The 20,673-nt window shown below is 71.5% G+C and carries 17 protein-coding genes; 11 read left to right on the forward strand and 6 right to left on the reverse strand.

Annotated elements, in window-relative coordinates:
* Positions 1-248 precede the first annotated feature (248 nt).
* Positions 249-1,748, forward strand: a complete 1,500-nt coding sequence (gene ahcY / locus ACIA3K_RS30210) for an adenosylhomocysteinase (protein ID WP_396805047.1) — start codon at positions 249-251, stop codon at positions 1,746-1,748.
* A 364-nt stretch (positions 1,749-2,112) separates the two neighbouring features.
* Here ahcY and ACIA3K_RS30215 read toward each other — a convergent pair whose 3' ends face one another.
* Complete coding sequence (locus tag ACIA3K_RS30215; RefSeq protein WP_396805049.1) at positions 2,113-2,262, reverse strand: hypothetical protein; 150 nt, start codon at positions 2,260-2,262, stop codon at positions 2,113-2,115.
* Positions 2,263-2,431: 169 nt separating this feature from the next.
* Here ACIA3K_RS30215 and efeU point away from each other — a divergent pair, with 169 nt between their 5' ends.
* The 8 genes from efeU (at position 2,432) to hpf (ending at position 11,936) form a co-directional block, all read left to right on the forward strand.
* A complete protein-coding gene (efeU, locus tag ACIA3K_RS30220) occupies positions 2,432-3,418 on the forward strand; it encodes an iron uptake transporter permease EfeU (protein ID WP_396805051.1) in 987 nt (328 codons plus the stop codon).
* 23 nt (positions 3,419-3,441) lie between these two features.
* Positions 3,442-4,575, forward strand: coding sequence for an iron uptake system protein EfeO (gene efeO, locus ACIA3K_RS30225; protein ID WP_355052016.1), 1,134 nt, complete (start codon positions 3,442-3,444; stop codon positions 4,573-4,575).
* Positions 4,576-4,600: 25 nt separating this feature from the next.
* Positions 4,601-5,878, forward strand: coding sequence for an iron uptake transporter deferrochelatase/peroxidase subunit (gene efeB, locus ACIA3K_RS30230; RefSeq protein ID WP_396805053.1), 1,278 nt, complete (start codon positions 4,601-4,603; stop codon positions 5,876-5,878).
* A 208-nt stretch (positions 5,879-6,086) separates the two neighbouring features.
* Positions 6,087-6,776 carry an MtrAB system response regulator MtrA gene (mtrA, locus tag ACIA3K_RS30235; protein WP_355052014.1) on the forward strand — a complete coding sequence of 230 codons (690 nt, stop codon included), beginning with the start codon at positions 6,087-6,089 and terminating at the stop codon, positions 6,774-6,776.
* Positions 6,777-6,788: 12 nt separating this feature from the next.
* The gene (mtrB, locus tag ACIA3K_RS30240) at positions 6,789-8,540 is read left to right on the forward strand and encodes an MtrAB system histidine kinase MtrB (RefSeq protein ID WP_396805056.1); all 1,752 of its coding nucleotides are present in this window, start codon (positions 6,789-6,791) and stop codon (positions 8,538-8,540) included.
* On the forward strand, positions 8,537-10,351 hold the full coding sequence (locus ACIA3K_RS30245; RefSeq protein ID WP_396805058.1) for an LpqB family beta-propeller domain-containing protein: 1,815 nt from the start codon (positions 8,537-8,539) through the stop codon (positions 10,349-10,351). The genes mtrB and ACIA3K_RS30245 overlap by 4 nt, the downstream gene beginning before the upstream one ends.
* Positions 10,352-10,355: 4 nt before the next feature.
* Positions 10,356-11,063: a ComF family protein gene (locus tag ACIA3K_RS30250; RefSeq protein ID WP_396805060.1), complete on the forward strand. Its 708-nt coding sequence runs from the start codon at positions 10,356-10,358 to the stop codon at positions 11,061-11,063.
* Between the two features lie 246 nt (positions 11,064-11,309).
* Entirely contained in the window at positions 11,310-11,936 is a 627-nt protein-coding gene (gene hpf, locus ACIA3K_RS30255; protein ID WP_355052010.1) for a ribosome hibernation-promoting factor, HPF/YfiA family, read from the forward strand.
* A 51-nt stretch (positions 11,937-11,987) separates the two neighbouring features.
* On the opposite strand, the gene ACIA3K_RS30260 is transcribed toward hpf, so the two are convergent.
* Both ACIA3K_RS30260 and ACIA3K_RS30265 read right to left on the reverse strand, forming a co-directional pair.
* Complete coding sequence (locus tag ACIA3K_RS30260; RefSeq protein ID WP_396805062.1) at positions 11,988-13,103, reverse strand: GNAT family N-acetyltransferase; 1,116 nt, start codon at positions 13,101-13,103, stop codon at positions 11,988-11,990.
* Positions 13,100-14,251, reverse strand: coding sequence for a GNAT family N-acetyltransferase (locus ACIA3K_RS30265; RefSeq protein ID WP_396805064.1), 1,152 nt, complete (start codon positions 14,249-14,251; stop codon positions 13,100-13,102). Before ACIA3K_RS30265 ends, ACIA3K_RS30260 begins: the two co-directional genes overlap by 4 nt.
* 168 nt (positions 14,252-14,419) lie before the next feature.
* On the opposite strand from ACIA3K_RS30265, the gene secA reads away from it, so the two are divergent.
* Positions 14,420-17,347 carry a preprotein translocase subunit SecA gene (gene secA / locus ACIA3K_RS30270; protein ID WP_396805066.1) on the forward strand — a complete coding sequence of 976 codons (2,928 nt, stop codon included), beginning with the start codon at positions 14,420-14,422 and terminating at the stop codon, positions 17,345-17,347.
* Positions 17,348-17,524: 177 nt separating this feature from the next.
* Here secA and ACIA3K_RS30275 read toward each other — a convergent pair whose 3' ends face one another.
* Both ACIA3K_RS30275 and ACIA3K_RS30280 read right to left on the reverse strand, forming a co-directional pair.
* The gene (locus tag ACIA3K_RS30275) at positions 17,525-18,106 is read right to left on the reverse strand and encodes an Rv3235 family protein (RefSeq protein ID WP_396805068.1); all 582 of its coding nucleotides are present in this window, start codon (positions 18,104-18,106) and stop codon (positions 17,525-17,527) included.
* 213 nt (positions 18,107-18,319) lie between these two features.
* A complete protein-coding gene (locus ACIA3K_RS30280; protein ID WP_355052005.1) occupies positions 18,320-18,547 on the reverse strand; it encodes a helix-turn-helix domain-containing protein in 228 nt (75 codons plus the stop codon).
* Between the two features lie 205 nt (positions 18,548-18,752).
* Between ACIA3K_RS30280 and ACIA3K_RS30285 the strand changes: the two genes are divergently transcribed.
* Positions 18,753-19,262, forward strand: a complete 510-nt coding sequence (locus tag ACIA3K_RS30285) for a DUF6912 family protein (RefSeq protein ID WP_396805070.1) — start codon at positions 18,753-18,755, stop codon at positions 19,260-19,262.
* Positions 19,263-19,277: 15 nt separating this feature from the next.
* Here the strand turns inward: ACIA3K_RS30285 and ACIA3K_RS30290 are convergent, their stop codons facing one another.
* Positions 19,278-20,369, reverse strand: a complete 1,092-nt coding sequence (locus ACIA3K_RS30290; protein ID WP_396805072.1) for a hypothetical protein — start codon at positions 20,367-20,369, stop codon at positions 19,278-19,280.
* Positions 20,370-20,673 lie beyond the last annotated feature (304 nt).

Below are 20,673 nucleotides of genomic sequence, written 5' to 3' on the forward strand. Positions count from 1 at the left end.
ACTTTCCCGGAATAGCTTGACTCGGCTTTGCCTGAGTGTGACTCTATGAGTACGCAGCGTTATCGCGACGACGGTCCGACAACGTGCGGGGAACCAAACCGGGGGGATGCGCGGGGCGGGCGGAGGTGGGCAGCGGATCTGTCCACCACCGACCGCCCCGTGCGCTGTCCGCCGCCCGTCCCCGGGCGGACGTCGCTGGCGCGCGTAAGGTGGAGGATCGGCGCAGACATCGTTCGACAGGAGCTTTCATGACCAGCACCCTCCCGGCGGCCGCCAGCGGTACGCCGTCCGAGGCCCGGCCGAGCACGCTCGCCGAGGGCGACTTCAAGGTGGCGGATCTGTCGCTCGCCGAGTTCGGGCGTAAGGAGATCCAGCTCGCCGAGCACGAGATGCCCGGCCTGATGGCGATCCGGCGGGAGTTCGCCGAGGCGCAGCCGCTCGCCGGCGCGCGGATCACCGGCTCGCTGCACATGACCATCCAGACCGCCGTCCTGATCGAGACGCTGGTCGCCCTCGGCGCACAGGTCCGCTGGGCGTCCTGCAACATCTTCTCCACCCAGGACCACGCCGCCGCCGCGATCGTCGTCGGCCCGGACGGCACCCCCGACGCCCCCGCCGGCGTTCCGGTGTACGCCTGGAAGGGCGAGACGCTGCCCGAGTACTGGTGGTGCACCGAGCAGGTGCTCCTCTGGCCGGACGGCCAGGGCCCCAACATGATCCTCGACGACGGCGGTGACGCCACCCTGCTCGTACACAAGGGCGCCGAGTTCGAGAAGGCCGGCGTCGTGCCGCCGGTCGAGTCCGCCGACTCCGAGGAGTACGCGGTCATCCTCGAGCTGCTGCACCGCTCGCTGGGCGAGGACGGCCAACGCTGGACTCAGATCGCCGCCGGCATCAAGGGCGTGACCGAGGAGACCACCACCGGCGTGCACCGCCTCTACGAGATGCACCGCGCCGGCACGCTGCTCTTCCCGGCCATCAACGTCAACGACTCGGTGACCAAGAGCAAGTTCGACAACAAGTACGGCTGCCGGCACTCCCTGATCGACGGCATCAACCGGGCCACCGACGTGCTGATCGGCGGCAAGATGGCCGTGGTCATGGGCTACGGCGACGTGGGCAAGGGCTGCGCCGAGTCGCTGCGCGGTCAGGGCGCCCGGGTCGTGGTGACCGAGGTCGACCCGATCTGCGCCCTGCAGGCGGCGATGGACGGCTACCAGGTCGCCACCCTGGACGACGTTGTCGAGCAGGCGGACATCTTCATCACCGCCACCGGCTGCTTCGACGTCATCACCAACGAGCACATGGCCCGGATGAAGCACCAGGCGATCGTCGGCAACATCGGCCACTTCGACAACGAGATCGACATGGCCGGCCTGGCCAAGCGCTCCGACGTCGAGCGGGTCAACATCAAGCCGCAGGTCGACCTGTGGCGCTTCGCCGATGGGCACGCCGTCATCGTGCTCTCCGAGGGGCGTCTGCTGAACCTGGGCAACGCCACCGGGCACCCGAGCTTCGTCATGTCGAACTCGTTCGCCAACCAGACGATCGCCCAGATCGAGCTGTTCACCAAGACCGAGGAGTACCCGGTCGGCGTCTACGTGCTGCCCAAGCACCTGGACGAGAAGGTGGCCCGCCTGCACCTCGGTGCGCTGGGCGCGAAGCTGAGCACCCTCACCAAGGAGCAGGCCGCGTACCTGGGCGTGTCCCCGCAGGGCCCGTTCAAGCCGGACCACTACCGCTACTGATCGCGCTTTGCTGAACCGGGCCGGCTGCGAGCAGCCGGCCCGGTTCCGTCGTTCCCGCCGCCTTCACCCGCCGAGCCCACACCTCCCGCTCGCGCTCCCGCCCCCCGCTCCCTCCGCGATCTTGCAGTTTCGGTTGGGGATTTGCGCCTCTCGACCCGCTATGTCGCCACAGAAAGTGCAAGATCGCGCGGGCTGGGGGCCAGATGGGGCGGGGTTGGCAGCAACTTCGGGGATGTTGCTGCCTCCCGCGCGTCTGACGCAGCAACATCCCCGGAACTGTGACGATCTTGGGCGCGGGGCGCGGGGCGCGGGGCGCGGGGCGCGGGGCGCGGGGCGCGGGGCGCGGGGCGCGGGGGTGAGGTGGTTAGTTGCGGCGGCGGGTGGGGCGTAGCCAGGTCCAGGCGCACCAGGCCAGCCAGCCCAGCGACACGACGGTGGCCAGGGCTCGCTGGCGTAGCGCGCTGAGCAGCAGCACCACGGCTAGCACCGCCAGCCACGGCAGGAAGGCTTTCACGACGGGGATCCTCGCACGGTCGGACGGTGAACGGTATGCGGCCGGTCGTCGAAGGCCAGGTCACGGGGAGAGTGAGCTTGCCATGAACAACTTGACGAGGTCTGTGAACAGGAGGAAGGTATGGCTGCCCTAAGTTAGTGAAGGCACGCCTAATGAACACGGAGCGGGGATGTTCGCCACCTACCTGATCGGCCTGCGGGAGGGCCTGGAAGCGACCCTGGTGGTCAGCATTCTGGTCGCCTTCCTGGTGAAGTCGCAGCGCCGGGACCGGTTGCCCCAGGTGTGGGCGGGCGTCGGCCTGGCCGTCGCGCTCTCCGTGCTGTTCGGCTGGCTCATCGAGTACACCTCGACCTCGCTGCTGGCGCGCTCCGAGGATCGCGAGCTGTTCGAGGCGATCACCTCCGTCGCCGCCGTGGTGTTCGTCACCTGGATGATCTTCTGGATGCGCAAGGCAGCCCGCACCATCGCGGGTGAACTCCGCGGCAAGCTGACCGAGGCGCTCGCCGTCGGGTCGCTGGCCGTCGCCGGGATGGCCTTCCTCGCCGTGATCCGCGAGGGCCTGGAGACCGCACTGATCTTCTACTCCGCGGCTCAGGGCGCGGCCGGGGACAGCGGGCCGCTGCTCGCGCTCATCGGCGGCATCGTGACCGCCGTGGTCCTCGGCGTGCTGCTCTACGCCAGCGCCCTCAAGATCAACCTCAGCAAGTTCTTCACCTGGACCGGCGCGCTGCTGATCCTGGTCGCGGCCGGCATCCTCAAGTACGGCGTACACGACTTCCAGGAGGCCGGTGTCCTGCCCGGCCTCGGCGACCTGGCGTTCGACATCACCGCCGTGCTCGACCCGAGCACCTGGTACGCGGCGCTGCTGGCCGGCATGTTCAACGTGACGCCCGCGCCCACCGTGCTCGAGACCATCGCCTGGATCGGGTACGCCGTACCCGTCCTGCTGCTCTTCCTGCGCCCGACCCGCCGTACCCCGGCATCGGGAGCGGCCACGGCGGGCCCGGCGGCCCCCGCCACGCCAGCGCCGGCTGCGGCCTCGGGGCCCAATGTCGAGGCGTCCGCGCGCACGTCGCCGTCCACCACCACCGTCACCGAACGCGGGGCCGACACCGGCGCCGAGGCAGAGGCGGCGTCCGCGCCGCAGCGTGCCTGACCCCACGAGGAGAGACCGCACAGATGCGTACCACCCGATTCTTCGCGCTGGCCGCTGCCGGCGTGCTGGCGACGGCCGGCGTCGCCGCCTGCTCCAAGGCCGACTCCGATAAGTCGGACGCGGCGGGCGGCCCGATCGTGGTCAAGGCCACCGACACGGCCTGCGACGTCGCCACGACCGACCTCGGCGCCGGAACGGCCACCTTCAAGATCACCAACTCGGGCGCGAAGGTCACCGAGTTCTACGTGTACGCCTCCGGCGACCGGGTGATGGGCGAGGTGGAGAACATCGCCCCCGGGTTGAGCCGTGAGCTGCACGTCGAGCTGCCGGCCGGCACCTACGAGACGGCCTGCAAGCCGGGCATGAGCGGCAAGGGCATCCGGGGCGCGCTCAAGGTCAGCGGGTCCGCGCAGCCGCTGACCGCCGACGCCGCCCTGGCCGGCGCCACCGACAACTACCAGCGCTACGTCAAGAGCCAGACCGGCGCGCTGCTGGAGAAGACCGAGGACTTCGTCGCCGCCGTGAAGGCCGGCGACGTGGCGAAGGCCAAGACGCTCTACCCGGTCGCGCGCACCTACTGGGAGCGGATCGAGCCGGTGGCGGAGATCTTCGGCGACCTCGACCCCAAGATCGACGGCCGCGAGGAGGTCATCGAGGAGGGGATGGAGTTCACCGGCTTCCACCGGATCGAGAAGGACCTCTGGCAGTCCGGCGACATCAGCAAGGACGGCCCGATCGCCGACCGGCTGCTGGTCGACGTCAAGGAGATCGTGGCGAAGGCCAACGCCGAGAAGCTCTCCCCGCTCCAGCTCGCCAACGGCGCGAAGGAGCTGCTCGACGAGGTCGCCAGCGGCAAGATCACCGGCGAGGAGGACCGCTACTCGCACACCGACCTGTGGGACTTCGCCGCCAACCTGGAAGGTTCCAAGGCGGCCCTGTCGGCCCTGCGGCCGGCGCTCGAGCAGCGTTCGCCGGAGCTGGTCAAGCAGCTCGACACCGAGTTCGCGAACGTCGAGGCGCAGCTCGGCAAGCACCGCGACGGCGACGGGTGGAAGCTGCACACCGCGTTGAGCAAGGCCGAGCTCAAGGAGCTCTCGGACGGCATCAACGCGCTCGCCGAGCCGATCAGCAAGGTCGCCGCAGTCGTCGCCAAGTGACCGGGACGCAGGGGGAGTCGAGTCGATGAGCGTACGCAGGTTGACCCGTCGGCGGGCTATCACGCTCGCCGGCGCCGGGGTGGCCGGAGTCGCGGGCGTCGCCGCCGGCGCGGGCGCGCTGGTCGGCGACTCGCGCGGTCCGGCGGCGGCCAGCGACCACCCGGCGGGCGCGGTGCCGTTCTTCGGCGAGCACCAGGCCGGCATCGTCACCCCCGCCCAGGACCGGCTGCACTTCGTCGCCTTCGACGTCATCACGAAGGACGGGGCCCGCCTGGTCGCGATGCTCGAGGAGTGGACGGCCGCCGCCGCCCGGATGACCTCCGGCCGTGACGCCGGTGTCCTCGGGGCGGTCGGCGGGATGCCCGAGGCCCCGCCGGACGACACCGGCGAGGCGCTCGGCCTCCCGCCGTCGCAGCTCACCCTGACCATCGGTTTCGGGCCCACGCTGTTCCGCGACGCCGACGGACGGGACCGGTTCGGCATCGCCGACCGCCGCCCGGCTGCGCTGGCGGAGCTGCCGAAGTTCCCCGGCGACGCGTTGCAGGCCCCGATCTCCGGTGGCGATCTGTGCGTGCAGGCGTGCGCCAACGATCCCCAGGTGGCGGTGCACGCCATCCGCAACCTCGCGCGGATCGGCATGGGTGTGGTCAGCGTCCGCTGGTCGCAGCTCGGTTTCGGTCGTACCTCGTCAACTTCCCGCGACCAGGCGACCGCCCGCAACCTGTTCGGCTTCAAGGACGGCACGGCCAACCTCAAGGCCGAGGAGACCGACCTGCTGCGCGACCAGTTGTGGGTGCAGCCCGGCGACGGGCCGGACTGGATGACGGGCGGGTCGTACCTGGTCACCCGCAAGATCCGCATGCTCGTGGAGACCTGGGACCGGACCTCGCTGGCCGAGCAGGAGGAGATCGTCGGCCGGACCAAGGGCAGCGGCGCCCCGCTCGGGCGCAGCAAGGAGTTCGACGAGCCGGACTTCGCGGCGCGCGGTGACGACGGCAAGCCGCTGATCGCCGAGCACGCCCACGTCGCCCTCGCCCATCCGAGCCGCAACAACGGCGCACACCTGCTGCGGCGGGGTTACAACTTCGTCGACGGCTCGGACGGTCTCGGCCGGCTCGACGCCGGTCTCTTCTTCATCGCCTACCAGCGGGACCCGCGCAAGCAGTTCGTGCCGATCCAGACGCAGTTGGCCCGCCACGACGTGATGAACGAGTACCTGCGGCACGTCTCCAGCGGTCTGTTCGCCTGCCCGCCCGGCGTACGCGACGGTGGCGACCACTGGGGCCGGGTGCTCTTCGGCTGAGCGCCGCCGCGACCGGCCGGTGACGGCGGTGGTGGCGCCGGACGCCGCCGAGGGGGGATCATGGTGGCGGCCGGCGCGGGGACCCTCCCTCTGCCGGCCCTCGCACCACGTGGCGCCGCCGCCGCGGGTCGTGGAGGATTGCCGGCGGCGCTGTCGTTCCGGCTGACGCCGGTCCCACCGAACTGAACGGGGATGCAATATTAATCCCATGAGAGCCCGGGTCCTGGTGGTCGACGACGACCCCGCACTCGCCGAGATGCTCGGCATCGTGCTGCGCAGTGAGGGTTTCCTGCCCTCGTTCGTGGCCGACGGCGAGCGGGCGTTGGCCGCGTTTCGTGACAGTCGTCCGGACATCGTCCTGCTCGACCTCATGTTGCCCGGAATGAGTGGTATCGACGTGGCCCGGTCGATTCGTGCCGAGTCTGGCGTGCCGATCGTGATGCTGACCGCCAAGAGCGACACCGTGGACGTGGTCCTTGGGCTCGAATCCGGCGCCGACGACTACGTGGTCAAGCCGTTCAAGCCCAAGGAGCTGGTGGCCCGGATGCGGGCCCGGCTACGCCGCGGCGAGGACGTCGCGCCGGAGATGCTGACCATCGGGCCGCCCGGCAACCAGATCAGCATCGACGTGCCCGCCCACACCGTCAGCCGCAACGACGAGGAGGTGAAGCTGACGCCGCTGGAGTTCGACCTGCTGGTCGCGCTCGCCCGCAAGCCGCGTCAGGTCTTCACCCGCGAGGTGCTGCTGGAGCAGGTCTGGGGCTACCGGCACGCCGCCGACACCCGACTGGTCAACGTGCACGTGCAACGGCTGCGCGCCAAGATCGAGCCAGATCCGGAGCGACCGGAAATCATCCTCACCGTGCGGGGCGTGGGCTACAAGGCGGGCACCGGATAGCCTGGTCGCACTGTGTCGACCTCGCCGCCCCCGCAGAACACCACAGCCCGCCGGCTCGCTGCCGGTCGGGAGGTCTGGCGTGTGCTCAGCGGCCGGGTCGCGCGGCTGCTGGCCCGGGCGCACCAGACCTGGCGGCGTTCGCTCCAGGTCCGGGTGGTCACCATCACGTTGGTCGCCTCCAGCCTGCTGGTGGGCGGATTCGCGTACCTGATCGCTGACAAGATCACGACGATCCTGCTCGACAACGCGCGCACCGACGTCCAGCTGCGTCTCAAGGGCGGCGCCGGGTACGCGGCCAAGCAGGTCTCCCTCTACGGCCAGCCGCAGGAGGCGCAGCTCCAGGAGACCATCGAGGGCACGGTCAACTACCTGGCCGGGGGCGACCCCCAGCAGACCAGTGGCGTGGTGGTGGCCATCACCGCCGCCGACTACCCGACGATGATCCAGACCCGCACCGCGCCGGCGGCCAACGTCCAGCCCCTGATCAGCAAGGAGTTGCGGGCCGCGGTCGCCAGCGGCAAGGTCGCCAGCCAGATCCAGACCGGTCGGCTCACCGGCGAACCGACGAAGTACCTGGTCTACGGCTCGCCGGTGCCGACCCGCTTCGGGCAGATCGAGCTCTACTACCTGGTGCCGCTGACCCGTCAGGACGCCACCGCCGCCGACGCCCGGGCGACCGTCGTCGGCACCGGCATCGCCCTGGTGATCCTGCTGGGGCTGCTCGCCGCACTGGTCACCCGGTTGGTGGTCAACCCGGTCCGGGTCGCCGCGCGGACCGCCCAGCGGCTCTCCGCCGGCCTCCTGGACCAGCGGATGGTGGTCAACGGCGAGGACGACCTCGCGTTGCTGGCGGCCTCGTTCAACCAGATGGCGACGAACCTGCAACGGCAGATCCTGCGCCTGGAGGAGATGTCCCGGTTGCAGCGCCGGTTCACCTCCGACGTGTCGCACGAGCTGCGGACCCCGTTGACAACGGTCCGCATGGCCGCCGACCTGATCTTCGCGGAGCGCGACGAGTTCGATCCCGCGGTGGCGCGCAGCGCCGAGCTGCTCCAGGCCGAGCTGGACCGTTTCGAGGAGCTGCTCACCGACCTGTTGGAGATCAGCCGGTTCGACGCGGGCTTCGCCATGCTGGACGCCGAGCCGACCGACCTGGTGCCGGTGGTGCACCGGGTCGTCGACCGGTTGGCCGGGCTGGCCGAGCGGGTGGGCGTGGAGATCGAGCTGGACCTGCCCAGCACCCCGGTGATCGCCGAGGTCGACCCCCGCCGGGTGGAGCGGGTGCTGCGCAACCTGGTCGGCAACGCCGTCGAGCACGGCGAGGCCCGGCCGGTGCTGATCACCCTCGGCATCGACGAGACCGCCGTGGCGATCACCGTCCGCGACCACGGGGTGGGGCTGAAGGTGGGCGAGGAGAAGCTGGTGTTCAACAGGTTCTGGCGGGCGGACCCGTCGCGGGCCCGCCAGACCGGCGGCACCGGGCTGGGCCTGTCGATCAGCTTGGAGGACGCCCGTCTGCACGGTGGTTGGCTGGAGGCCTGGGGAGCGCCCGGTCAGGGCGCCCAGTTCCGGCTCACCCTGCCGGCCCGCGCCGGCGACCGGCTCACCACGTCGCCGCTGCGGCTGGTGCCCGCCGACGCGGCGTTGCCGTTCGGCGGCCCACGCGACGGCGGCCCGCTGGCCATCGGACCGGGCAGCGGCGGAGCGTTGGCGATCGGCCCGGCGCCGACCGACAGCGGCGAGCGGGAGGAGGTGCGATCGTGAGGGCTCGACCACTGCTCGGCGCTTTCGGCGCGGCGCTGCTCCTCAGCGCCGGTTGCGGCATCCCGGCCTCGTCCGACGTGCGGGTCGACGGCAAGGCCGGCACCGCGACCGAGGCCGGATCGAGCAACGGCCGCAGCAGCGAGCCCCCGTCGCGGGCCGCCAGCGGCAGCGACAACGCGGCCTTCGTGCGCAACTTCCTGTCCGCCGCCGCTGGCGAGCCGGACCGGGCGTACGAGCGGGTGAAGGCGTTCATCGCCCCCGAGCACCGGCCCCGTCTGCAGGACAAGAAGGGCAGCGAGGTCGCGCTGACCGTGGTGCGGCTGCGCGAGACCGTCTTCACCTTCAACAGCGACTCCACCACGACGGTCAAGATCACGGTGCAGCAGATCGGCGTGCTGCGGACCAACGGCACCCTGGCGCCTCCGGTGGCGACCGAGACCCAGTACGAGTTCCGGCTGCGCAGCGCGGCCCTCGGCGGTGCCGGCAGCGACGAGCGCGCCGGCCAGTACCTGCTCGACCCGCCGAGCGTGCTGCTGCTCAGCGACGTCGCCCTCCAGCAGTACTACCAGGACGAGTCGATCTACTTCTGGAGCTCCGACCGCACCCGGCTGGTGCCCGACCAGCGCTACCTGCCGTACGCGGTGCCGGACGAGCGCCGTGTCAACGAGGTCGTGCGGTGGCTGGTCGGCGGCCCGTCCGACTGGCTGCGGCCGGGTGTCGTCGGGCTGCCGGACGGCACTGAGCTGATCAACAACGCCACCGGCGCGAACAACCGGTGGGAGGTCAACCTGGACATGTCCGGCGACGACCAGAGCCGGATCGACCAGGTGATGACGCAGCTCGCCTGGTCGCTGGGTGACCTGCCGGGCGAGCTGGAGCTGAAGATCCGGAACAACTCGCAGCCGGTGCAGGACCTCGACGAGCTTCGGACGGCCCAGCAGCTCTACCCCGTCCGGGAGGAGCCGCAGCGGTACGGCGTCTACGAGGGCGCGATCCGCCCGCTCGACTTCGCCGGCGAGCCCAGTGGTGCGGTGCCCCTCACGCCGGAGGTCAACCGCGGCATCGTGTCGGCCGGTCTCGCGCGGGGCGTCAACCGGGTGCTCGCCGCGCTGGTGGTGACCAGCAAGGACCGGCAGCGACTCGCGGTGGGCACGGGCGCGGAGACGGTGGCCACCCTCGGCCGCAGCGCCGGGGAGTACGCCTCGATCGGCCGCCCGGTCTGGCTGCGTACCGTCGACACGCGTCCCGCGCAGGGGCTGGTGGTGGCCGACGGTCGCCTCTACCGCTTCGACGAGGCCGCCGGGATGGCCGAGGTGCCACTCAACCTGCCCTCGCCGGAGGTCACCGCGGTCGCCTCCGCGCTGGACGGCCAGCGGGTGGCGTTGATCGCCGGCGGGCGGCTCTACGTCGCGGCGCTCAACCTCGACGGCTCCGGCAGTGGGGTGTCGATCGGCCCGCCCCGGGCGCTGGTCACCTCGTTGACGAACCTGACCGCGGTGGACTGGATCGGGGAGGACCGGCTGGTGGTGGCCGGCTCGGCGGGCCAGCCGGCGATCTACGAGATCAGCGTGGACGGCGCCCTGGAGACGCCGCTGCGCACCGATGTCGGCGCCAAGGTCAACCACCTGACGGCGTACCCCACCAACCGCAGCGTGCGCGTGCCCACCGGGGCGTACATGTACGAGGCGAACAAGGTGGCCTACCGCAGCAGCCCGTTCGAACGGATCGCGCCCGAGCAGGTCCGCGATGTCCCCACGCCGCCGGCCGGAGTCCGCCCGAGCAACCCGTCGGCCCCGTTCTTCCTCTACTGACCTCGTGCGCGGGCTCTGGGCGGACCTCGCCGACCTGGTCCTCCCCGCGGACTGCGCCGGCTGCCGGGAGCGTCGCCAACGGCTGCGACAGGGGGTGTGTCCCTCCTGCGTCGCGGCGCTGAGCGCGCTGCGTCCCCGGGTGACCCGTCCCACCCCCGCCCCGGCCGGCCTGCCGCGCTGCGTCGCCCTCGGCCCGTACGACGGTCCGCTCCGGGAGGCGCTGCTGGCGTACAAGGAACACGGCCGACACGGTCTGGCCCGTCCGCTCGGCGCGCTGCTGGCCGAGGTGGTCGCGGCGGCGGTCGGCGAGGTGCGTCCGCTGGCGCTGGTGCCGGTGCCGGACACGGCGGCTGCGGCGCGTGCCCGCTACGGCGACCACCTGGACCGGCTGGCCCGACACTGCGCGGCCCGGCTGGGCCGGTGCGGCTGGCCGGTACGGGTGCACCGGCCGCTGCGTGCCCTGCCCCGGCCCGACTCCGTGACCCTGGACAGCGCGGGCCGTGCGGCGGCCGCCGAGGCGGCGTTCCGCCCCCGTTCCGGCGCGTCGGGTGGGCCGCGCCCCTCGGACGGCGGGCCCGCCGTGGTGCTGCTCGACGACATCGTCACCACCGGTGTGACGCTGGCTTCGGCGGCCCGGGTGCTGACCGCGACCGGATGGCGACCGGGCGTCGCCGCGGTTCTCGCCGCAACCGAGAAAAGACTCCGTTTGTAACAGACCGTGTTTCCGTTTCACCCGTTGGTGTATGAGGTGCGAAAAATACCGGGCGGTCTTGGCAACAAGGGGTGACTGCCGGGCGAACAAGAGTTAGCGTTTTCGCTGTCGGGGGTAGGAGGTCGTTCCATCCCGCCCCTGGCGGTGAGAGGAGGCGTAGCCGCACTGACCGGTCGACGCCAGCGGGTCTTCCTACGGCGCACGACCGGGAAACCGGATCGAAGACGTCCGAGCAAGGGAGGTCACGTGGACATCGTGGTCAAGGGCCGCAACGTCGAAGTGCCGGACCATTACCGGGTACACGTAGCCGAGAAACTCGCAAAGGTCGAACGTTACGACCACAAGATTATTCGCATCGATGTCGAGCTGTTTCACGAGCGCAATCCGCGCCAGGCCGACCACTGCCAGCGGGTGGAGATCACCTGCGTCTCGCGTGGTCCGGTGATCCGGGCCGAGGCCTGCACGAACGACTTCTACAGCGCGCTCGACGCCGCCATCGCGAAACTCGACACCCGGCTACGCCGCGCGGCGGACCGCCGGCGCGTACACCGTGGTCGGCACGCGCCGATCTCCGTGGCCGCCGCCACCGCCGACCTGCCGGTCACCGACCTGGTGGCCGCCCCGCTGTCCGCGTCGAACGGCCGCGCCGGCACCGCCGTCGCGGAGCGGGTCGAGGAGGAGTACGACCAGCCGTGGCACCTCGCCCGGGAGAAGGTGCACCCGGCCGAGCCCATGACCATCGACGACGCGTTGTTCCAGATGGAACTGGTCGGTCACGACTTCTACCTCTTCCAGGACAAGGAAACCGGCCGCCCCAGCGTCGTCTACCGACGTCACGCCTACGACTACGGCATCATCTCCCTCGACACCTGAGGCGGGTTCGACCCCGTTGAGCACGGGGGCCGTGACGGCCCCCGTGCTCAATCAGCCCAGATCGGCGGGGAGCAGGGCGAAGGTCAGGTCGTCTACGCGAGTGCCCGCCAGACCGGGCAGACGCCCGCGTTGCAGGCCCTCGCGTTGGAAGCCGACCCGCTCCAGCACCCGGTGCGAGGCGGCGTTCTCCGGCACCGTTCCGGCGATCAGCCGAGCCACGCCGACCGGCCCGAACGCCCAGTCGACGAGCAGCCGCAGCGCACGGGTGGCGTACCCCCGGCCGCGCCACTGGGGCAGCAGCGCGTAGCCCACCGACGCCTCACCGGCGGCCACGTCGGTGTACGACAGCCCGCAACTGCCCGCCGGCTCGCCGGTGGCCGCGTCGACGATCAGGAGCCGGGCGATGTCGCCGGTCAACCACGCGCTCTCGGCCAGCCGGCAGAGCCGGTCGACCGACTCGCGCGTCGGGGGCACCGGAGGAGCCTGGTTGGCCACCGTGTCCGGCCGGCTGTGCAGGGCGTACATCATCTCCGCGTCGTCCGGGCCGCGCCGGCGCAACGTCACCACCTCGTCGGTGAGCACCCCGTCGGGCAGGTCCGGCAGCAGCCGACGGGTCGGGCCCGGAGGGTCGCCGGCGAGGCGTACCCAGGTCAGCAGGTCGTACCGTCTGCCGTTCCGGTCCTGACCGGCGGACCGCAGCCGGCCCTCGTACCCGAAGCCGGCGGCCAGCGCGACGCGCTGGCTGGCCGCGTTCTCCGGCTCGGTGTGCAGCTCCAGCCGGACGGTCCCGGTGTCGAAGGCGTGCTCGCTCAGCGCCCGGGTCGCGGCGGTGGCCAGTCCGCGTCCCCGCGCCGCCGGCCGCAGCCAGTAGCCGATGTTCGCCTGACGTCGGGCGGGCACCTGGTTGCTCAGGCCGGCGCCGCCGAGCAGCCGGTCGGTGGCCGGGTCCGCGATGGCGTACGCGGCGCCGCCGCCGGCCCAGACCGCCGGAGCGCCGGCCTCCACCCACCAGCGGGCGTCCACCTCGGTGTAAGGGGACGGCATGGTGGACACGAACCGCTGGCTGAGCGGGTCCGCGCAGCCGTCGACCAGGTCCGCGATGTCGTCGGCGCGGAACGGCCGCAGCCGTACCCCGTGCGCCTCGACGACCGGCCGCGTGCCCGTCACCTCAGGTCCTCGGCGAGCAGCGCGGCAATCCAGGCGTCGACCCGTTCACCCCGGTGCTGGACCCCGCCCCGGGCCGTCCCCTCGAAAATGAAGCCCGCCTTCTCGGCGGCCCGCCGGGAGGAGGTGTTGCCCACGTTCGCCTTCCATTCGATGCGCGCCAGGCCGAGGGTCGTGAAGCCCCAGGCGCTGAGCGCGAGGAGCGCGGCCGGCAGGTACCCCCACCCGCGTGCCGCCGGGGCGACCATGAAGCCCACGTCCCCGAGTAGCGGGTCGGCGGGGGAGAGCCGCAGGTCCAGAGTGCCGACGTAGCTGTCGTCCGGGTCGGCGATCACGAAGCAGGCGGAGTCCCCGCGGGCCCAGGCATCCTGGGCGTAACCCCGGTAGCCCCGCGCGTCGGAGGGGTCGTACGGGTCCGGGACCGTGGTCCAGCGGATCGTCTCCGGGTCCCGGCAGGTCTGCACCACGGCGTCGAGATCGCGCTCCTCCATGGGTCGTAGTCGCAGCTCGGTGCCGGCCGAGGTGGCGAACAGCGTCGGCTGTGGGCGGCCGAAGACGGCGGCCCGGCGAGCCACCAGGGTGCCTCGGGCTGCCGGCCCGGTCGACCCCGGTTCGGGTACCTCGCCCGGCAGCAGCGAGCCGATCCAGCCGTCCACGCCGCCCTCCGGCGCCGGATTCGCCCGCCGCACCCGGCCGTCGATCCGGAATCCGGCCCGCAGCGCGACCAGCCGGGAGGCGTGGTTGCCCACCTCCGCCTGCCACAGCAGCCGGCGCAGCCCCAGCTTCTCGAAGGACCAGCGGGACACCGCCCGGGTGGCCCGCACGGTCACCCCCCGGGCACGCGCCCACGGGGCCGCCCAGTAGCCGATCTCGCCGGTGCCGGCGTCGTCGATGGAGATCAGCCCGCACGAGCCGAGCAGGTCGCCGTTGGCCGCGTCGCAGACGGCGAACGGCGCCCCGGTGCCGTCCGCCCACGCCCGTGCGCTCACCCCGGTGACGAAGTCGTGGGCGTGTTCGAGACGGTACGGGCGCGGTACGGTGGTCCAACGCTGAATGTCCCGGTCCTGGCAGGCGCGGTACACGCCGTCGGCGTCCGCCTCCCGCCAGGGCCGCAGCAGGACGCCGTCCTCGATGATCTCCACAGGCTCCACCCGTGCATCGTGCCGGAACGTTCGCCCTGGGCGTAACCGGATAACGTCCCGGGCGCGGCCCGTGCGCGTGTTATGTCGGGTTCGGCGGAGCGGACCACCGCCACCAGTGACCATCGCGCCGATGTTGCGCCTACGATGGTTCGAGACTGTCTAGGGGAGCGTTGATCCGTGTCGATTCTGGAAAAGGTCCTTAACGCGGGCGAGGGCCGCATGGTGCGCCGGCTCAAGGCCATCGCCGCCGCCGTCAGCTCGATCGAGGACGACTACGTCAACCTCACCGACGAGGAGCTGCGCGGCATGACCGAGCAGTTCCGAGATCGGCTCGCCGACGGCGAGACCCTCGACGACCTGCTGCCGGAGGCGTTCGCGGTGGCCCGCGAGGCGGCCGCCCGTGTGCTCGGCCAGCGGCCGTACGACGTCCAGGTGATGGGCGGCGCGGCGCTGCACTTCGGCAACATCGCCGAGATGAAGACCGGTGAGGGTAAGACGCTGACCTCGGTCATGGCCGTCTACCTCAACGCGCTCTCCGGCGACGGTGTGCACGTGGTCACCGTCAACGACTACCTCGCCCAGCGCGACGCGGCCTGGATGGGCCGGGTGCACGAGTTCCTCGGGCTGAGCGTCGGCGTGGTGCTGCCCAACCGGCCGGCCGCCGAGCACAAGGCCGCCTACGAGTGCGACATCACCTACGGCACCAACAACGAGTTCGGCTTCGACTACCTGCGCGACAACATGGCCTGGTCGAAGGACGAGCTGGTCCAGCGAGGCCACAACTTCGCCGTCGTCGACGAGGTCGACTCGATCCTGATCGACGAGGCGCGTACCCCGTTGATCATCTCCGGCCCGGCCGAGCACTCGGCCCGCTGGTACGGCGAGTTCGCGGGCGTCGTGGCCCGGCTCCAGCCCGGCACCGACGGCGAGGGCGACTACGAGGTCGACCACTCCAAGCGGACCATCGCGGTCACCGAGCGCGGTGTCGCCAAGGTCGAGGACCGGCTCGGCATCGACAACCTGTACGAGTCGGTGAACACCCCGCTGGTCGGCTACCTCAACAACGCCATCAAGGCCAAGGAGCTCTACAAGCGCGACAAGGACTACATCGTCAGCGACGGCGAGGTCCTGATCGTCGACGAGTTCACCGGTCGCATCCTGCACGGCCGTCGCTACAACGAGGGCATGCACCAGGCGATCGAGGCCAAGGAGGGGGTGGAGATCAAGCAGGAGAACCAGACCCTGGCCACGATCACCCTCCAGAACTACTTCCGCCTCTACAACAAGCTGTCCGGCATGACCGGTACGGCGCAGACCGAGGCGAGCGAGTTCAACAAGGTCTACAAGGTCGGCGTCGTGACCATCCCGACCCACCGCCCGATGGTCCGCGAGGACCGGCCGGACGTCATCTACAAGACGGAGAAGGCCAAGTTCAACGCGGTCATCGAGGACATCGCCGAGCGGCACCAGATGGGCCAGCCGGTGCTGGTCGGCACCGTCTCGGTGGAGAATTCCGAGATCCTCTCCCAGCTGCTGCGCCGCCGGGGCATCCCGCACAATGTGCTGAACGCCAAGTTCCACGCCCGCGAGGCCGAGATCGTCGCCCAGGCCGGGCGCAAGGGCGCGGTCACCGTCGCCACCAACATGGCCGGCCGTGGCACGGACATCCTGCTCGGCGGCAACCCCGAGTTCCTGGCGGCCAACGAGCTGCGCCAGCGCGGTCTCGACCCGCTGGAGAACGAGGAGGACTACGCCAAGGCGATGGAGGAGGTCCTGCCCACCTGGAAGCAGGCCTGCGACGCCGAGGCGGACGAGGTCGCCGCCGCCGGTGGCCTGTACGTGCTGGGCACCGAGCGGCACGAGTCCCGGCGGATCGACAACCAGCTGCGCGGTCGTGCCGGCCGGCAGGGCGACCCGGGTGAGTCCCGGTTCTACCTGTCCCTGCAGGACGAGCTAATGCGCCGCTTCCGGGCCGGCGCGGTCGAGGCCGTGATGGAGCGCTTCAACATCCCGGAGGACGTGCCCATCGAGTCGAAGATGGTCACCCGCCAGATCAAGAGCGCCCAGGCCCAGATCGAGGGCCAGAACGCCGAGATCCGCAAGAACGTTCTGAAGTACGACGAGGTGCTCAACAAGCAGCGCCAGGTCGTCTACGCCGAGCGGCTGCGGGTGCTCAACGGCGAGGACCTGTCCGAGCAGGTCCGCAACATGATCGACGACACCGTCGAGGCGTACGTGCGGGGTGCCACCTCGGACGGCTACGGCGAGGACTGGGACCTTGAGCAGCTCTGGTCCAGCCTCAAGCAGCTCTACCCGGTCGGCGTGACGATCGAGGAGTTGGAGGAGGAGGCCGGAGGCTCGCGGGCCGGCATGGACGCCGACTTCCTCGTCGCCCGCCTCAAGGATGACGCCAACGCCGCGTACGACCGCCGCGAGGAGCAGCTCGGCACCGAAGGGGTACGCCAGCTCGAGCGGATGGTGCTGCTCCAGGTGATCGACCGCAAGTGGCGCGAGCACCTCTACGAGATGGACTACCTCCAGGAGGGCATCAACCTCCGGGCGTACGCCCAGCGCGACCCGGTGGTGGAGTACCAGCGCGAGGGCTTCGACATGTTCGCCACGATGATGGAAGGCATCAAGGAGGAGACCGTCGGTTTCCTCTACAACGTGGACGTCCAGGTCACCGAGCCGGAGCCCGAAGCCGACTCGGAAGAGGTCACGCTGCTCGACAAGCCGGTGGAGATCCGGGCCAAGGGTCTGAACCGTGCGCCGCAGCGGCAGGGTCTGCAGTACTCCGCTCCGACCATCGACGGCGAGGCCAGCCCCGGTGCTGTCGCCTTCGAACAGGAGCAGCAGCAGGCGCCGGCGCTCGGCGTGGGCCGCCCGGCCCAGGGCGCTCCGGCGGCACCCGGGCAGAGCGCGCCGTCCGCCCCGCAGCGGCCGGCCTCGGGGCTGCGCGGCCCGACGCTCCCGTCGGCGGGGTCCCGGCGTCCGGCCTCCAACCAGGCCGACGCCGGCAACGGACCGTCCCGCAACGCGCCGTGCCCGTGCGGTTCGGGTCGCAAGTACAAGCGCTGCCACGGCGCACCCAACGGCGGCAACTGACCGACACCGCGTCCCGATGGGCCCTGGCCGACAAGGCCGGGGCCCATCGGCGTCTGCGGCCCCGGTCGGCCTGGCGCGAGTTGAGATCGACTCCACTTACGGGAAGTCGGTGTGTCGGCGGCCGGTTGAGGCCCCGACTTCCGGGATGTCGAGCTGATCAATGCGCGGGCGAGCGGTTCAGAGGACGTGCAGGGCTGTGCACAGCCAACGGCCACGCCGGTGTTCCAGGCGCACCGCCATGGCCCAGCTGCGGCCACCGGGACCGCTCACCACGGCGGCTGCCTCCACGGCTGCCTCGCGCGGTTCGCAGACCCGCAGCCGGGTGAGCCGCAGTGCCGGCCGGCTCGCCCGACGCCGTGCCGGACCGGCCCGCCCGGTGGCCCGAGCGAGTTCGGTGAGCAGGTCGGTGGCCCGGCCCGGGTCGAGCAGAGGGCGTACCTGAGCCGGCGAGCGGTAGCCGTTGACCACCTCGAGGCAGGTGCCGACGAAGCGGTGCGCGGCCCGGGTGGCCTCGGGCGCCGTCGTCGGGGGCAGGGGAGCGCCCGGGTAGCTGGCCGGATGCGCGGGCGTACGGCGTGGGGCCGTGCGGCGCACCGCGGGCCGGACCGGATCCGGTCGTGTCGAGGCGAAGAGGTCGAGGGCGAGCTGACCGTGGGTCGGCCCCGACCAGTAGGTCTCGTCCTGGTACGGCGGGTCGATGGGCGGGACGGGTCGCAGGCGCACGGGTGGTCGGGAGACTCCGGGCCGCCGTTCGCTCATCGCTGCCTCCCCATGATCTTGCGTTTGCCTTCGTTTGCCTCCGACTCACTAGATTCTCGGTCACCGAGTGGTCCCGGTCAATGGCTCCTGCGACGAATGGGCCGCGCACCCCGCGGGGTCGACTCGGGATCGCGGATGTGGCGGTATCCCGGCCCGTTGGACGGCACGACATCGGTGATCTGGAGTGGACCAACGAACGGAGGCCGGGCGTCGCTACTCGGGGTCGCGGTCGACGAGAGGGTTCTCGCGTACCCAGTCGGCGGTCTCGGCGTACTTCTTGGCGATGTACTCCTCCAGTCGAGCCCGCTCGACCCGCCACTGACCGCGCCCGCCGACCTTGATCGCCGGCAGCTCCCCGCTGCGGACCATGTGGTAGACCTGCGAGTCCGACACGTTCAGCTCGGCGGCCACGTCGGAGAGCAGCAGGAACCTCGGCTCCACAGGAACTCCCGGGGTTGACGTCGTTTGCCTCAGTTTGCCACCGACAGTGCTCACCGCCCAACATCGCCGTGGTCAACCGGTGGCGGACACACCGGCGGGAAACTTCCACCGGCCGGAGGCGAGGTGTATGACGGTCACGGCGTGCGGCATGATCTGCGCCCGTGCCGGCTAACCGCCGGCACGGAATCGAGCGGGGAGACGACCGGTGACCGACGAGCTTGTCCGGGTGTACGTGCCGGCGACCGTACCCATGCTGGCCCGCCTGCGCGAGCAGGGGCTGACCGCCGACACCGCGCACGCGGTGACGCCCGCGCTGCGCGAGTGGTACGCCGAGGGCGACGAGGAGGAGTTGGAGTACGTCGCGTTCACCCGGGCCGCCCAGGACGCGCTGCACCTGCTCCGGGAGGATCCGGCCGCGCCCCGCCGCCGCGTGGTCGTCTCGGTCGACCTGTCGCCCGCCGCGCTCGGACGTGGCGACGGCGAGCTGGGCTCCAGCCTGGTGACGTTGGCCGACACCGTGCCGGTGAGGGCTGTCGCGGCGATCCACGTGGATGGCACGGACGCCGTCGAAGAGGTCGCCGCAGCCGCCGACGTGGTGGCCGAGGCCGCCTCCGGTGACCCGGACGCGCAGTTCACCGTCGACGGCGCCGAGGATCACGAGCTTGAGTGGTACGACGTGACGGAGTTGGACATCCTGCTGCGCGCCGCCGGCTGAGCAGCCGCGCGCGCCTCAGCGAGCCGGGTCGGCGTCCGCCTCCCGGACCGCCGTGTCCGGCTCGTCCTCCTCGACGTCGTCGGTGGCGTTCGCGGTTGTCGCCGGCCCGGTGCCGGGTCGGCCGGTCGGGGCCGGCTCGTCGTCGGTCTGCGCCGGGCCGAGCGTTCGGCCGAACGCGACGAGCGCGGTCAGCGCCCCCACGAACAGCACCCAGATGCCGTTGTCCACCCGCGAGGTGCCCAGCGACGTCTGTGCCACCGCGTCCGCCTCGCTGAGCGCGCTGGCGAGGTCCAGCAGTGAGCGACCGCCGATCCGGATGATCACTTCGGCGAGCAGCAGGAGCAGGCCCGGTCCGGCGCCCGCGAGCAGGTACGCCGGCCAGCGCAGCGCGCGCGTCTGCGGATCACGCCGCAGGGCTCGACGCCGCGCCCAGGTGAGGTAACCGAAGGCGAGTAGTCCGGCGACCAGGCCGCCGAGGAGCGACTCGGTGCGGGACACCCACTTGGCCGCGTCGACGAGCGACTGCTGGGTGTCGCCCGCGCCGAAGAGGTCGAACAGCGGGTCCCGGGCACGGCTGAACCCCACGACGAACACCAGCGTGCCCAGCGCGGCGGTCACCACCGCACCGACCGCCGGGGCGGTCCGGGCGCCCGCGATCGCGCCGCCGATGATCGCGGCGGCCGCGGTGGTGCCGGCGATCACGTTGGTGGTCGAGGTGTCGAAGTAGGTGAGGTTGATTGCCACCGCGGCGAGCAGCCCGACCACCATCCCGGCCCCGATCGCGCCGACGAAACGCAGGGTGGTCCCGTCGCCGTACCGGCGGGACAGCAGGTTGCCGAAGGCCAGCGCGGTGGCCGCGCCGGCCACCAGCGCGGCCGAGATCACGCCGGGCAGGGCGAACGCGGACAGGCTGATCGCGGTGATACCGGCCGCCGCCGAGGTGATGGCCTCCCGGGTCGACCAGAGCATGGCGGCCAGCCAGCCGAGCGCCAGCAGCGCGAGGACCGCCGCGCCGGGCGCCGGGACGGGCCCGGCCGTCGGGGTGGTCGCGTCGACCTCCGGCTGGTCCGACTCCGCGGCTGAGTCGCGGCCGGGCTGCTTGGTCATCGTCTCCCCTTCGAGGCGCCAGGTCACCGACCATTCAGGGTACGCGGACCGCCGCGCCCCCCACCGAACGAGCCACACCTGTCGGCTACGCCGACCCGCCGGCCCAGCCGCCAGGACCAGTCGAGCCCTCAGAACCAGCCCAGCCGCCAGGACCAGTCGAGCCCTCAGAACCAGCCCAGCCGCCAGGACCAGTCGAGCCCTCAGAACCAGCCCAGCCGCCAGGACCAGTCGAGCCCCCAGGACCAGCCCAGCCGCCAGGACCAGTCGAGCCCTCAGAACCAGCCCAGCCGCCAGGACCAGTCGA

The sequence above is a fragment of the Micromonospora sp. NPDC051543 genome, assembly GCF_044454415.1.
GTDB lineage: Bacteria > Actinomycetota > Actinomycetes > Mycobacteriales > Micromonosporaceae > Micromonospora.